The following is a 14547-nucleotide window of genomic DNA, read 5'->3' on the forward strand; positions in this document are numbered from 1 at the left end:
AGAAGTCGATGTCGCCTGAAGAAAGACAAACTCGCGAAGAGCTCGCTGCCTGTTACCGCCTCGCGGCGCTCCACAGGTTTACGGATCTGATCTACACCCACATCACCGCGCGCGTGCCCGGAGAAGACGGGCATTTTCTGATCAATCCGTATGGCTGGCGCTGGGAAGAAATCACCGCCTCGTCTCTTGTGAAGATCGACGTGGACGGCAACAAGGTGGACGGCAGTCCGCACAGGGTCAATCCGGCGGGGTTCACCATTCACTCAGCCGTTCATATGAACCGCCACGATGCCGCCTGGATCATGCACACTCACACACGCGCCGGGGTGGCCGTGTCCTGCATGGAAGAGGGGCTGTTGCCACTGAACCAGATCTCCCTGCAGTTCCACAACCGGATCGCCTACCACGATTTCGAGGGCATCGCGCTGGACCTTGAGGAGCGCGAACGCATCGTGAAGGATTTTGGCAACCACCCGGTTCTGGTTCTGCGCAACCACGGTCTGATCGCAACGGGCCGCAGCGCTGCCGAGATGTTCAACAATATGTTCTATCTGGAGCGGTCCTGCGAGATCCAGGTGGCTGCCACGTCCAGTGGCCGGAGCCTGCGTTTGGTGGACGATGAAATCGCTTCCCATGTTCACAAACAATATGTCCAGATGAACGAGGAAGACGGTGATCTGGCGTTGGAATGGGCCGCCCACTTGCGCTCTATTGAAGGACTGGGCACCGATTACCGCGCCTGAACCGTCATGCCCGTGTTTGGTATCTGCGGAGGAGACACTGCCGCTCGTTCGGATGCGGTGTCTCACTCGCGCTGAAAGGTCAGGACCACGCCGCGTTTGACCAAGGCGAGCAATTCGTCCTCCGGCTTCTTTGCCTCAAAATGAGGGATGAAGACGTCTGGCAACGACAAGAGGCTCTTCATTCCAAGCTGACTTTCCTTCCTTATTGGCCCTTCAGACTTGAAGGGCCAATACGGGATTGCCAATGAGCTCGAATCCTTCATAACAAGATGAGGAGATGCAATTGGGCAGTGTCAGCGCAAAAAACAGCAGAATACGTGAGGTCGGTCTGCCATTAGCAGCACTGGCCATCTGGTTGCTGTGTCTTCTGGCGCCCTTGCATATGGCTGCCGGCGCTCTCAGAGGGCTCTCCGACGCCGGTGTTCAGATAAACACTTCGTGGTCCATCTGTACCACCCTCGCCACCGGCAAGAACAACCCCGAACACTCGGTGCCGAATTGTGCCGTGCAGTCCCTTGCGAAGATGGGTCTGGCACTACCAACGGTTCCGGCCCCGATTGCGGTCGTCTTGCGGCAGATCGGGCGCATTGATGTTGCCGTCCACGACAGGGGAGGCCATCCCCTTCAAGCCTTTAGGCCGAACCAGCCTCGCGCGCCACCGTCAACGCTGGCTTAGCCGACACACCTTTTTGCCCATCCACGAATGCCAGATCTGCTCGATTGAGCGGATGCATTCTGCGTGTGCGGTTTATGGTCTGGGCCCTAAACCCTTGCCCCATCAGCCCCTCAGGTCAGCTTCGAAAGCATGTGAGGCCTGTCAGGGCTGAGGAAGGGTATTCCAGGCATTTCTCAAGATCTTCAAGGCGGAGAGGACGCGGCACCGCGTGACACCCGCCTTTCCTTTCTCGCGTCCAGCGACGTCCCACCACGACGCGCGCGGCGCAAACTGTGGACACATCAATGTCAGAAAACGTCAAACGCGGAGGAAATTCCGCGCTCTATCGCGCCGTATGGCGATGGCACTTCGTGGCAGGTCTTCTGATCCTCCCCTTTGTCATCATACTTGCGGTCACGGGCGGAGTTTATCTGTTCAAGGACGAGATCAACGACGTCGCCTACAAACAGCTCCGTTTCGTTACGCCGAGCAAGCAACAGATGCTCGCTCCCTCTCAAATCACGGGGGCAGCGCTTGCGGTTCACCCGGGAACGCTGAAAGCCTACGGCCCCCCCGCGGCTGCAAACCGGAGTGCGGAGGTCAAGATCGTCGGTGAAGACGGGTTGAAAGATACCGTTTACGTCAACCCCTATGACGCCACGGTTCTCGGAAGCCTGTGGGACGGAGGCGCCGCCGGAAGCCCGGCCATGTATGTGGTGCGCAAACTTCATTCCCTGGAATATGTCGGCTGGCTCGGAAACCGTATCATCGAGGCGACGGCTGGCTGGATGGTGCTCCTGGTTGGTACGGGCATCTACTTGTGGCTGCCACGTGGACGCAAGGTCGGTACGGTGTCGATCAAGGCAACGCGCGGTCGCCCCTGGTGGCGAGACCTCCACGCGGTCACAGGGCTCTATACCGGCCTGTTCATCGTCTTTCTGGCCATGACAGGGCTGCCCTGGTCATCCGTCTGGGGTGGCAAGTTCTACGACTACGCCTATCAGCTTGGTCTTGGCATGCCGGACGGCTACTGGTCGAACACACCGGTCTCGACCGTCCCGGTTGCCGATGTGGTGGACCGGGCACCCTGGATCATGGAAAAGCAGCCCATGCCGCTTTCTGCGGCCAGTGAAGGTGTGCCCCAGGAGCTTGACGCCGTGGTTGCGACTGTCGAGAACCTGGGCATCGTTCCAGGCTACGCCATCTCCATGCCGAACGGCCCTGAAGGCGTTTTCACCGCTTCGGTTTATCCCGACGATATTACCGGAGAACGCGTGATCCATCTGGATCAATACACCGGGCAGGTGCTCTATGATGCTGGATTGAACGACCTGGGTGCGCTCGGCTGGGCCGCAGAATGGGGCATCAGCATCCACATGGGGCAGGCCTGGGGTCTGGCCAATCAGATCGTTCTGCTCCTGGCCTGCGCCGCAATGGTCGGGCTCTGCGTCTCCGCTGCCGTGATGTGGTGGAAGCGTCGTCCGGTCGGCGGCATTGGCGCCCCGCAACTCCCCGTCGACTGGCGGATCCCCAGAACCCTGCTTCTGATGGCAATCGCAGCGGGCATCTTCTTTCCCTTGGTGGGGCTGTCGATGCTGGTTATCGCCGTGGTCGAGGTCGTCATCTACCTTTCCAGGAGACAGCGCTTCCAGGCAACCTGACCGAACCGAAACGCCGGGCCTGTCCCGGCGTTTCCTGTTCTGTGGCGGGAGAAGATCGCCAGGCATATTCGGAATGAGAGGACGTCTGTATGGGCGCCGTCAGAGCTTCATCCTCACAGGCTTCGTCGTCACCAATCCGCTCGAAGCATCTTCCGTAAGGGCAATTCATGTGGCCAGTCTGACTACCGGGCGCGACGCAGCGCGAAGCTTTGCCTTTCACATGTTGTCGAGAGACCCTACAATTAGGGATATTTATTTCGTACCGCCCATGTCTTTTGAAAAACCGGGGACGAGTCCACGTGCCATTGTTGAGCTGGTTGGAGGAAAGAGGGCTTGGCGATTACGGGTCGATGCTGGAAAAGCACGGCGTCGATATGGAAGTGCTGCCTCACCTGGAATACGCGCATCTGGCCGAAATGGGTTTTTCCATCGGCGCACGCCTGAAGCTGCTCAAGGAAATTGACAAGGGACTGCGGGAAACGCAGCACCAGGAGGCACAAAAGCAGTCCGGTCCCAGCGCGGAGCGGCGCCAATTGACCGCAATGTTCTGCGATATTGTCGGGTACACGCGACTTTCAGCGGATCTGGATCCTGAAGAAACCCGCAGGCTTCTGCGCGAGTATTGGAAAGCCGTCAAATCTATCACGGCGCGCTTTGGTGGGCATATTGCTCAATACCTGGGAGACGGAGCCCTCATATATTTCGGCTATCCCGCGGCCCTTGAAGACGATGCCGAACGGGCCGTCAACGCTGCCCTGGCTTTGCTTGCGCACAATCAGGAAGCTGAGGGTCATGGCGGTGCCAACCTGCACATGCGCGTTGGCATTGCGACGGGCCCTGTTGTCGTTGGTCTGCCGTCACAGCTCAAGAGCAGGCCGGAGGATGCTCTCGCGGTTGGGTCGAATGTCAATCTGGCGGCCCGATTGCAGGCGATGGCGGCCCCCGACAGTCTCTTGATTGACGATGTCACCCGAAAGCTTGTTGGGGATCTGTTTGTTGTCGAGCCGCTGGGCGAAAAGGCAATTGCCGGTCTCGAAAAGCCCAAGGTCGTCTTTCAGGTCATTGCGCCACGGCTTGCCCGAAGCCGTTTTGAAGCAAAAAGCCGTTCCCGCAGTGGCATCTTTCTGGGGCGTGGAGTTGAAAACGCCCTGGCAATGGAAGCCTGGCGCAAGGTGCAGGCAGGAGGGTGTCATGTCGTCTCGGTGAGGGGAGAGCCGGGCATCGGCAAATCTCATTTCGTTTGGCAGCTGACTGATACGATTGCTTCCGAGGATGTTGAAGTGATCCAGCTTCAGTGTGCTCCCGGGCAGGCAAACACCCCCTTTTTCCCCCTGGCTGAGGCGATCATGGAGCAAGCTGATGTGTCTCCTGTCGCCACGAACGAGGAGAAGGCCAGAAAGCTTGGAAAGCTTGTCGGTTCGCAGCTTGGTCTATCGGACGAGCAGCTGGACGTTTTGGCCGGACTTGTCGGCTCTGGAAGCAGCAAGGCCGCAAAGCCCAAGGCAAACCCCGTTGTCTGGCGCAAACAGGCTTTCCAGATCCTGCGCCGGTTCTTCGCCGAAAAAGCGACGGTTCGGCCGCTGGTACTGGTTGTTGAGGATATGCAGTGGTGCGATCCGACGTCGCTCGAGGTTCTGAAGAACATCGTGTCCGATAGCGCACCGGCTTCCATTTTGATGATTACCACATCCCGCCCGGACGGCTGGCAGGCCCTTATGGCGCCTTACGGCAAAGCCACGAATATTTTCCTTGAGCGGCTGACAGCGGAAGACACAACGGGCTTCGTCAGGGAACTCCTCGGGCATGACGTCCCCAAAGCGCTCGTTGATCTGATCTTTGAGCGCACGGATGGTGTTCCGCTGTTTGTGGAAGAGCTGACGAATGTCATTCTTGAAAAAGATCTGCTGTTTCGCACCGAGCACGGCGTTGAACTGAGCCGGCAACTCGACATGGGCGACATACCGAGCAACCTCCAGAGCATCTTGCTCGCGCGCCTGGACCGGCTCGGAGAGCACAAGCGCCTGGCGCAGGTTGCCGCGTGTATCGGACGCAGCTTTTCCATTGATGTATTGGCCGGTGTTGCAGATGCCGGCCAATCAGCCTTCAAGAAAGGTCTTGAAGTTCTTCAGTCTGCCGAGCTGATCCACCCTTCCGGCGGACTGCCCAGCCGGCAATTCACGTTTCGCCATGCACTTATCCGCGATGCTGCTTACGGCACACTTCTGGCTGCCGACCGTCGGGACATTCACTCCCGCATTGCTGAGGTGATGCCCGAGCTTCCGAATTTCGACAGTTTGCTTCGGCCGGAGGACATGGCGTTTCATCTTGTGCGTGCCGAACGTTACGAGGAAGCGATCGTGCGATGGCACGAAGCTGCGGTTGTCGCGAATTACAGGTCTGCCAGCGAGGAAGCCATTGCCCATCTGAAGAAGGGCCTGGAACTTCTCGAACACGTGAAAGGCAAGTCGCGCCGTGAAGCGCTGGAGTTCCTGCTGCTGATTGAACTGGTCGCGCCCTATCGTGCCGTGCGTGGATTTGCTGCGCCCGAGGTTGGGGAAACAACCCGGCGTGCCATTCAACTTGCCGATCAGGCACAGGACGTGGATGCAATTCTGCCGCTGCTCTACAATCAGTGGGTTTATGTTTTCGTGACCGGACACCGGGATGACGGCGATGCCCTCATCGATGAACTGTTCGCGCGTCGCTCTTACGACCAGGGGAATTTGCTGCGTATGACGGCGCATCGCGCCAAGGCAGCCAATGAGTTCCTTCGAGGTCGCTTCCTTTCTGCAAGACAGAATTTCGAGACCTCAATCGCCTATTATGACCCGAAATATCAGGCATCCGTCACCTATTCGATAGGGTTGGACGCCCTTGTTGCCGCGTCTGGCTACAACGCTCTGGCTTGCTGGTGTCTTGGTGACAGCGAGGCGGCGGAAGAGAACATGAACAGGGCGCTTGCCCATTCCGCGAAACTGGATCTTGCCGGCAGCCGAGCCTTTGCAACCTATCATGAGGCGCTTTTGCGCGGCGTGTTGATGGAGCAGCAGGACATTCTGGTCGACAATGGTCGCCTTCTGCAAAAGGTGGGGCTTGAGCATCACTACAACATGTGGCTGGCCTGCGGGCGACTGCTCGAAGCGATGGGCGTCTGTTGCCAGGAGCCTTCTGAACATTCCGTCCGGCTGGTAGAGCAGAGGCTTGAAGAGTTTCGCGACATGGGCGTGGTCTACCTGCCGACATATGAGACCTTCCTTGCAAGGCGCTGGCTGGACCTGGGCAGGGGGCGGGAAGGCCTGGTGCACATCAAGAATGCCCGCATGCTCATGAAGCAGTTTGGGGAGGTCTGGAACGAGCCGGAAGTTGGCCGCGTCGAAGCGCAACTGCGGCTCTTTGAGGGGGACGAGCCTGAAGTCGTCGAAGCAATTCTGCGGCAGGCGGCCGATGTCGCGGAGCGCCAACAGTCCCGAACCTTCGGCAATCGCATCGAGAGCGCTCGACAGTTGCTGCAGGAGAAAATCGCCGCTGCGCGCAACGGTTTGTTTGCTTGAAACAGGCCGCGCGGGTTGGGATGCATGCGGCACGCTTCCTTCCTGTTCAAGCCGTGTGGTCTTTGCAGAAAACAGGCTCGCCGTCCCCCGATCATCAGCAGCGAGGGACGCGTATTCAGGTGTGCATTTGAGTGGTCAGTAAAATACTCCTGATGTGAACAGGTTCACATAACGTAACGGAAATTTTTGGTACGACACTCCCAAAACTGGGAGGAAAAATGTCTACCGAAATATGGTTCGCTCTTGCAGCGACAAATTTTGCTGCGTCGATAGCGCCCGGGCAGAACGTTGCCTTCGTTAGCGCCGCGACAACCCGCTCAGGTTTTCTGGGCGGCGTTGCTTCACTTGCCGGCATCCTTTTTGCAGAACTCGTCTGGGTGCTGTTGGCAATTCTGTTTGCAGTTGGACTGCTGGAGGTCAGTCCTTTTTTCATTCACGCCATGCAGTTGGCCGGCGGACTTATCCTTGCCTATTTTGGTTTCAGTATATTGCGGGAAATGAAATTCAGTAAGATGGAGCAGGCACCTGCTTTCCGCTTCACCCATTATGCGGCAAAGGGAGCGTGGATCGGTTTGGCGAACCCTCTTGCTCTCATGTTTTTCGTTGCCCTTTTTCCCGGGTTCCTGCTCCAAATGACGGACAAGTCCTACGCGACCACCCTGATTTTATGCGTCCCCGTGATCCTGCTTTCCTCGGCCTGCGGTCTCATTCCCTGGATGGCAGCCACAAGAGTGTTGTCGGTTCACAAGGGCATTGCCAACGTTGTGAATTGCGTTTCCGGGACGACACTGTTGATCATGGGCGCGCTCGTTTTCCTGAAGCTCATCTAGCACAGGAAGAATTTACGCCGGTCGACCGTCGGGCTATTTGGGACGGATCGGATTTTTTTCTGGCTGTCGAATAATGGCGGTGGCCAAGTTAATTGTTCGAAAGCAAAAATTTGTACGGGATACGAGCTTCTCGCAATCCAGTCTGCGGGGACTCGCAAAGCTCTGTCACCAACGCGGAAAGACTGACGGACATCATTGCCCGCGATTGAGCCTTTCGGCGGCACTTGCGCGTGTTGCCAAGGCTTTCACGTCGGGTATCGAGATCAGTCCGTTTGTCAGCGTGATCATCCCATCGTGTGCAAGGGCGTTGAGCCTCTTGTTGAGCGCTTCTCTTGTAACGCCCAGCATGTGTGCCAGCTCGTTCTGTGAAAATTTTCGTTTGAAATAGGCACCATCGTCTTTCTGTTCCGCGTACGTCATTGCGAGATCCAGGAGTTTTTGAGCAAGCCGCCCGTCAAGGCCAAGAAAGGCGAAAGACCCCATCGCTTCCGTGTTGCGGCGCAGGATTTCACACAAGAGCTGGATGAGGTGATGGGCAAATTGCGGGCTGTTATCCAGCGCGATTTCCATCGCATCCGTGGGCAGGAAAAGACACTCGGATTTTTCGAGAGCAGTTGCGTTCGCGGTACGCGGCAGTTTGTCCAGAACCGAGATTTCGCCAAATGGATCGCCTTGTTCCAAAAGCGCGAGGGTCAGTTCACGGCCTTCCGCATCCGAGATCCATATGCGGATGGAGCCTGAAATGATGACGCGAAGTCCATCCGGTTCGTCCCCGGCTGCGAAGATTGAGCGCTCCGCCTCGTAACGAGCGATGGTGCTCAAGCGGGAAAGCAGATCCAGACTGCCTTCATCAATATTTGAAAAAAGATAACACTCTCGAATGACGTCTCTCAGCATGGGATGCCTCAATCGGATTGCCAGCATGTGCCGAAGTTATTAATCGAAAGGAATGTCTTGATTGAACTTCCAGGTCGCTGGAAGCCCAAAGAATAGACAAGGAAAGATGTGTGGCGTCACATGGATAGAAATCGAATGTAATTCACCTAGTGTATTACGTAGGTGATTTTTGGAAATAGTGCGATCTGACTGGTTTCTCCTTCTTTCAGAAAATTCGTTCCAGACACATGAGGTGCGGCCGAAATAGGAGCACCTCCAGCTTCCGCTCAGTATGATGGGTAATATTCGATCTCTGTTGCAAGTGCCTTTTGAGGTTAGAGCGGAGGAAATTTCAGAAAAATTTCTGCATGTGTGAATTGGTTCACATAACTTCGGGTCAATTATCAGGAATATTCCTCTGCGTCATATGTTGGAAAGATTGATTTAGAAGGGATTATTTCTATGAGTTATCTAATCTATCGCAGTGTTGTCCACGATGGGGCGAGGCTCGCAGAATCGCTTGCTCCTTGCGATCTCGTTTATCGTGGATGCCGTCACGACGGTGTGACCGAACTGCAGGTCGCGCAGAAGACTGCAACTTCCATGTGCTACAGAAGTGTAAGCTACAATCTGTATACGGGAGCGTCAGCAGTTGAAACACCGAGCGCCATATCATCGGCCTCAACCAGACTGGCAGGCAGTGAAACTGTCGCTCTGATGCGCGCCGTTTAAGCGGCCTCAGCGTGGAGCCGGATTTTCCGCCATTTTCCACGCGGTGACGGAGCAAGAAACGACTGAAGCACCGATGACGCTGCGTCTCGGTGCTTCGGTTCTGATGTTCGGACGGTGTCCACCATGCCGCCGGGTGAAGAAGATCTTCCGGTTGGTATTTTGCCGCGATGGCAGGAGCGAAATGCTGCTATCGCGCGTGGAGCAGGAGATCCACTGAGCCGTTTTCCGAAATGATTACCGGAAATGCATGCCATGAGTGATTGATTGTCGAGCATAGTCGCTTCAATATGTTATCGATAACTTTTCCGAAAGGCATTTCATGGAACTGGTTGAAACCACAAGGCGGCTTACTCACCGCGGCGCTCTTGCGATGCTTGTTGCAGCGGTTGAAAAGGCTGAAGAAATCGGCCAGCCGCAATGCGTCGTCATCGTCGATGCGAGCGGTGTGACGCAGGCTGAGATCCGGATGTCCGGCGCAAAATTCCTGAGCCTGAAAAGCGCGACGGCCAAGGCGCGGACAGCGGCCTCCATCGGGGCAAGAACGTCTTCCATTCCGGAAGCCGTTCGTCCTTTGATTGGCCTGGCAACTGAAGGAAACGTCACCGGTCTGGAAGGAGGATTGCCTATCATTGTGGAAGGGCAGATCCTTGGAGGGATCGGAGTGGGGTCCGGCAGCGGCGATCAGGACACTGAAGTTGCGCGAGCCGGTCTTGCGGCCATTGGGGCGGACCTTTGAAAATGGCTTCTCAGGGAATGTGCCAGTTTATTGCCCTGTGATCCGGCGACCTGGTTGAAAGCGATGAAGGCGGAGGACAAAAGCACTCCGCCTCTTTCATGTGGTCGAGCCTCAAGCAAAGGCAATCTGGGCCTTGACGGACCTGGACCGGTCCCCTGCAGTTTCGAACGCCTTAATGGCATCGTTCAGTGGAAAGGTCTGCGTTATGAAGGGTTTGACGTCAATCAACCCCTTTTGCATCAGGCTGACACCGGTGAAGAATTCCTCATGAAAACGGAAGGATCCCTTCAGGCAGAGCTCCTTGGACGTCAGCGCCATCATGGGGACTGACATATCGCCGCCCAAGCCCAATTGAATAATGGTGCCGCCCGGCCGCATCGCTGCAATGCCCGCTGAAAGGGCAGGAGCCGCGCCGGAACATTCGTAAAGGACGTCGAAGGTGCCCTTGTCAGCGGAAAAGCGCTCCAGGTCCGAAGGGGCGGCTGCCATGTTCACCGTTTTATCCGCACCTGCGGTCCTGGCCATCTCGAGTGTGAAGTCACTCAGATCCGTTGCTACGATGAAGTCCGCTCCGGCTCTGCGGGCAGCAACGATGCACAAGATGCCGATCGGGCCACAGCCCGTCACGAGAACGGACTTGCCCAAGAGACTTCCGGCCTGCCGCGTCGCGTGCAGGCAGACCGCCAACGGTTCGGCCATTGCGGCTTCGCCTGGTGTCAGGCCATCGGCGGGTGCGCACTGGAGGGCATCGGCAACCAGGACTTCGCGAAAGGCGCCTTGAATGTGCGGAAACGGCATGGCGCTTCCGTAAAAGCGCATGTTGAGACACTGGTTAAAGGAGCCTTCGTTGCAGAAACGGCATTGCCGGCAGGGCCTCGACGGTGAAATGGCAACGAGTTGTCCAAGCGCAAGGCCCGACACACCTTCCCCGAGTGCAGTGATGTGACCGGAAACTTCATGCCCGAGGATCATCGGTTCTTTCAGCCGCACCGGCCCGAAGCCGCCGTGGTTGAAATAGTGCAGGTCCGAGCCGCAGATGCCGCCGGCGGACAGCTTGACTTGAACTTCGCCGGCTCCGGGCTGTTCTGCCTCGCGCTCTTCAATGCGCAGGTCTTTGGCAGCGTGAATGACGATAGACTTCATGACTGCCTCACAGAACAGGAGTTTGAAGGGTTTTGCCGGCGAAATGCGCGGACAGATTGTCCCGAACGAGTTGGCCCATGGCCTTTCTCGTTTCGAATGTTCCTGAAGCGTGGTGCGGCTGCAGCAGAACGTTGTCCAGTTTCAGGAAGCGTGGGTTCAGCGCGGGTTCTCCTTCGAACACATCAAGCGCCGCCGACCCAAGTCGTCCGGTCTCAAGGGCGTCCAGAAGAGCGTCTTCGTCGATATTCGATGCCCGGCTGATATTGATGATCATGCCATCCGGCCCGACTGCGTCGATCACCTGCCTGTTGACGATGTGACGGGTTTGCGCCGATGCAGCAAGCGTCACGAACAGAAAGTCGGACCTGCGGGCGAGCTCAACCGGATCGGCGACGAACTCCCAGTCAGGTGCGTAATCCTTGGCCGTGACGCCCGAATAGGCAATGTCGAGATCAAACCCGGCAAGACGCTTGGCGACCTCAAAGCCGATCCTGCCCAGGCCGAGTACGCCTGCTCTCTTGCCCCAGACACGATTTTTGAGCGGATACAGACCCTTCGCGGCCCAGCTTCCGTCACGGACCCAGTTTTCTGCACCGATCATGCCGCGCGACTGGACGAGCATCATTGCAACACCGAGATCGGCCACGTCGTTGGTCAGAACATCCGGTGTGTTGGTCACCCGGATGCCGCGCTCCCGGCAGGCGTCCAGATCAACCGCATCGAAACCGACGCCATAGACCGAGATGATTTCCAGGTTTGGGCAAGCCTCTATCAGCGCCCGGTCTGCTCCGAGCTCGCCGCGTGTCGCTATTCCGCGAATGCGCTCACTGACCGAAGAGAGAAAAGCAATTTTATCCGGTGCTTCGAAATATTTGTGCATGGTAAAGCCGGCCTCCAGCGGGACCTGATCCCATTCGGGGTAAGGGCCGATCTGGAGAATGTCAGGTTTGCTCATTTTGGGGCTCCGAGACTTGACAACATTTGTTATCGATAACATAACGAAGGGAGCTGTCAATCGCCATCTGAAAAGGAAGCCCGCATGAGCCTTGCCCTGTTTGACCTGTCCGGTAAGCGGGCCCTGATCACCGGTTCTTCGCAAGGGATTGGTCTGGCCCTTGCCCGCGGCCTTGCGGGGGCCGGTGCCGACATAGTGCTGAACGGCCGGGATCCGGAAAAACTCAAGAGTGCGGCGGACGGACTGCGTGCCGAAGGGATGACCGTCGCGGAACTGGTCTTCGACGTGACCGACCATGAGGCTGTGCGCAGCGCAGTGGACAGTTTCGAAACCTCGACGGGTGGCATCGACATTCTGGTCAACAACGCCGGCATGCAGCACAGAACGCCTCTGGAGGACTTTCCGGCAGACGCGTTCGAGCGCCTCATGCAAACGAACATTGCCTCTGTCTTTCATGTCGGGCAGGCGGTTGCTCGTCACATGATCAAGCGCGGAGCCGGCAAGATCGTCAACATCTGCTCGGTGCAGACGGCACTCGCGCGTCCGGGAATTGCGCCCTACACGGCGACCAAGGGGGCGGTTGCAAATCTGACCAAAGGCATGGCGACGGACTGGGCAAAATACGGGCTGCAATGCAATGGCCTCGCCCCGGGATATTTCGATACGCCTTTGAATGCGGCACTGGTTAGCGATCCCGACTTCAGCGCCTGGCTGGAAAAACGGACACCGGCAGGCAGATGGGGCAAGGTCGAGGAACTGGTCGGCACCTGCATCTTCCTGTCGTCCGACGCGTCCTCCTTCGTCAACGGAACCACAATCTTCGTGGACGGCGGCATATCGGCGTGCCTGTGATGCCGGTTTTTGTTGTCATGGGCGTCTCGGGCTGCGGCAAGTCCCAGATCGGCAGGAAACTGGCAGAGGCTGTCGGCGGCCGGTTCATCGATGGCGACGACCTTCATCCGCAGGAAAACATCGTCAAGATGAGCGAAGGGATTCCGTTGACCGACGCCGACCGGCTGCCATGGCTGGCACAGGTCGGGGAAGCCCTGCGGGATGTTTCGGAAGTGACCTTCATCGCCTGCTCGGCGCTGAAGCGAAGCTATCGTGAGCGGATCATCGCGTATGCGCACCGTCCAGTGACGTTCCTGTTTCTTCAGGGAACGCCTGAACTGCTGCGCGAGCGGATGGCGCACAGGGAGGGGCATTTCATGCCAACGGCATTGCTGGACAGCCAGCTCGAGACGCTTGAGCCGCCGGGACCGGACGAGCTCGCTTTCGTCGTTTCAATCGACCAAACGCCGGACCAGATCGTGGCGGCACTGGTGACATCCATTCGGAGGGAAATCGCATGAGCGTAAACGTGGCGTTGATCGGCGCCGGAGCCATGGGCGGAGCGATCGGAACACGCCTTGCGGAAACGGGCAACACTCTTCGCGTCTTTGACCTTGACCCGGAAAGGGTCTCGGCGCTCGTTGCAAAAGGCGCCGTCAGCGCCGCTTCTGCTGCGGAAGCTGCCTCCGGGGCCGACTATGTCATCACAAGCCTCAACGCGCCGCGCATCGTGGACAATGCGGTTTTTGCGGAAAACGGGGTTGCCGATGGCGCCCGTCCGGGAACTCTGATTATCGACATGTCGTCTATCGATCCCGGTGCAACCCGGGAACTGGCCGCAAAGGCAGAGGAGCGGGGCTTGCGCTGGGTGGACAGTCCGCTTTCAGGAGGTGCGCCCAAGGCGCTTGTCGGCGAGTTGACGCTGATGGCAGGCGGTTCGGAAAAAGATGTCGCAGACGCGCTCAACGTCCTGAAGTTCGTCAGCTCCAACTATACCCACATGGGACCGGTCGGGGCGGGCCAGACCACCAAGCTGATCAACCAGGTGCTGTGTGGCCTTGGCTTTCTGGCGGTGGCCGAAGCAACGCAGCTCGCGCTTGATGCGGGCGTCGATGCCGCGAAGATACCGACGGCACTGAAGGGGGGGCGCGCGGACAGCGCGATCCTGCAGGAATACATGCCCCGTTTCGTGTCGCGCGACTACCGGCGCACAGGCCGTATCGACAACATGGTGAAAGACCTGAACGGCGCACAGGATCTGGCGCGGAAAACCCACACCGCCATGCCGCTGACGGCTGTCTGCGCCGAAGTTCACAGAATGCTCACAGCAGCAGGTTTGGGCGGCGAGGACCAGGCTGCGCTGATGGAATATTTCAAGGGTCCCGACAAGGAGAACTTCAAATGATCACCCGTTTCGCGCTTTTCGAAGGCAGCATAAAGCCTGGCAGGACGGAGGATTTCCGGGCGGCCGTGAAGGACCGGCTGGTGCCGCTCTGGCGGCAATTTCCCGGTAACAGCGATGTCAGAGTGATGTTCGGGGAGGAGCGCGACGAAGGCGCCCCGGAATTTCCGCTGATGTTGGCGATCACCTATCCGGACCGGGCGGCGATGGAAAACGCCCTCGGCAGCGATGCTCGCAGCAGATCTCGGGACGTGACAGGGGAAATTGTCGCTGAGTTTTTCGACGGGCGAATTCATCATCACGTCACCGAGGCAAACCAATACGAAGGATAAGCCTTCAAAATTGATCTGTTTGAAATTCCCGGGCGGTGTCTCCGGCAATTGCGGATGCCAACGCGATTTGCGTATGTAATCGCATGGACAAAGGTGGATC

General features: G+C 57.7%; 12 protein-coding genes. 9 read left to right on the forward strand and 3 right to left on the reverse strand.

Annotation, left to right across the window (positions count from 1 at the left end; translation table 11 throughout):
• Positions 1–8: 8 nt before the first annotated feature.
• From FMN63_RS09780 to FMN63_RS09795, 4 genes are all read left to right on the forward strand, one after another.
• Positions 9–743: a class II aldolase/adducin family protein gene (locus tag FMN63_RS09780; RefSeq protein WP_148583789.1), complete on the forward strand. Its 735-nt coding sequence runs from the start codon at positions 9–11 to the stop codon at positions 741–743.
• 960 nt (positions 744–1703) lie between these two features.
• Positions 1704–3059, forward strand: a complete 1356-nt coding sequence (locus tag FMN63_RS09785; RefSeq protein ID WP_148583790.1) for a PepSY-associated TM helix domain-containing protein — start codon at positions 1704–1706, stop codon at positions 3057–3059.
• A 299-nt stretch (positions 3060–3358) separates the two neighbouring features.
• Positions 3359–6610 (forward strand): adenylate/guanylate cyclase domain-containing protein, encoded by a 3252-nt coding sequence (locus FMN63_RS09790; protein WP_148583791.1) that lies wholly within the window; start codon positions 3359–3361, stop codon positions 6608–6610.
• 218 nt (positions 6611–6828) lie between these two features.
• Positions 6829–7440, forward strand: coding sequence for a LysE family translocator (locus FMN63_RS09795; protein WP_148583792.1), 612 nt, complete (start codon positions 6829–6831; stop codon positions 7438–7440).
• A 192-nt stretch (positions 7441–7632) separates the two neighbouring features.
• On the opposite strand, the gene FMN63_RS09800 is transcribed toward FMN63_RS09795, so the two are convergent.
• Positions 7633–8337: a Crp/Fnr family transcriptional regulator gene (locus tag FMN63_RS09800; RefSeq protein ID WP_162530010.1), complete on the reverse strand. Its 705-nt coding sequence runs from the start codon at positions 8335–8337 to the stop codon at positions 7633–7635.
• Between the two features lie 1030 nt (positions 8338–9367).
• Between FMN63_RS09800 and FMN63_RS09805 the strand changes: the two genes are divergently transcribed.
• Positions 9368–9784, forward strand: coding sequence for a GlcG/HbpS family heme-binding protein (locus FMN63_RS09805; RefSeq protein ID WP_148583794.1), 417 nt, complete (start codon positions 9368–9370; stop codon positions 9782–9784).
• A gap of 111 nt (positions 9785–9895) precedes the next feature.
• Here the strand turns inward: FMN63_RS09805 and FMN63_RS09810 are convergent, their stop codons facing one another.
• The gene (locus FMN63_RS09810) at positions 9896–10927 is read right to left on the reverse strand and encodes an L-idonate 5-dehydrogenase (protein WP_148583795.1); all 1032 of its coding nucleotides are present in this window, start codon (positions 10925–10927) and stop codon (positions 9896–9898) included.
• Between the two features lie 7 nt (positions 10928–10934).
• The gene (locus tag FMN63_RS09815) at positions 10935–11882 is read right to left on the reverse strand and encodes a 2-hydroxyacid dehydrogenase (RefSeq protein ID WP_148583796.1); all 948 of its coding nucleotides are present in this window, start codon (positions 11880–11882) and stop codon (positions 10935–10937) included.
• Between the two features lie 84 nt (positions 11883–11966).
• Here FMN63_RS09815 and FMN63_RS09820 point away from each other — a divergent pair, with 84 nt between their 5' ends.
• From FMN63_RS09820 to FMN63_RS09835, 4 genes are read left to right on the forward strand one after another with little or no spacing between them, the layout of a single operon-like run.
• Positions 11967–12734, forward strand: coding sequence for an SDR family oxidoreductase (locus FMN63_RS09820; RefSeq protein WP_148583797.1), 768 nt, complete (start codon positions 11967–11969; stop codon positions 12732–12734).
• Positions 12734–13234, forward strand: coding sequence for a gluconokinase (locus FMN63_RS09825; RefSeq protein WP_148583798.1), 501 nt, complete (start codon positions 12734–12736; stop codon positions 13232–13234). Before FMN63_RS09820 ends, FMN63_RS09825 begins: the two co-directional genes overlap by 1 nt.
• The gene (locus FMN63_RS09830) at positions 13231–14118 is read left to right on the forward strand and encodes an NAD(P)-dependent oxidoreductase (protein WP_148583799.1); all 888 of its coding nucleotides are present in this window, start codon (positions 13231–13233) and stop codon (positions 14116–14118) included. The genes FMN63_RS09825 and FMN63_RS09830 overlap by 4 nt, the downstream gene beginning before the upstream one ends.
• Entirely contained in the window at positions 14115–14447 is a 333-nt protein-coding gene (locus FMN63_RS09835) for a putative quinol monooxygenase (RefSeq protein WP_148583800.1), read from the forward strand. The genes FMN63_RS09830 and FMN63_RS09835 overlap by 4 nt, the downstream gene beginning before the upstream one ends.
• Positions 14448–14547 lie beyond the last annotated feature (100 nt).

The organism is Stappia sp. BW2 (genome assembly GCF_008107695.1).
Lineage (GTDB): Bacteria > Pseudomonadota > Alphaproteobacteria > Rhizobiales > Stappiaceae > Roseibium.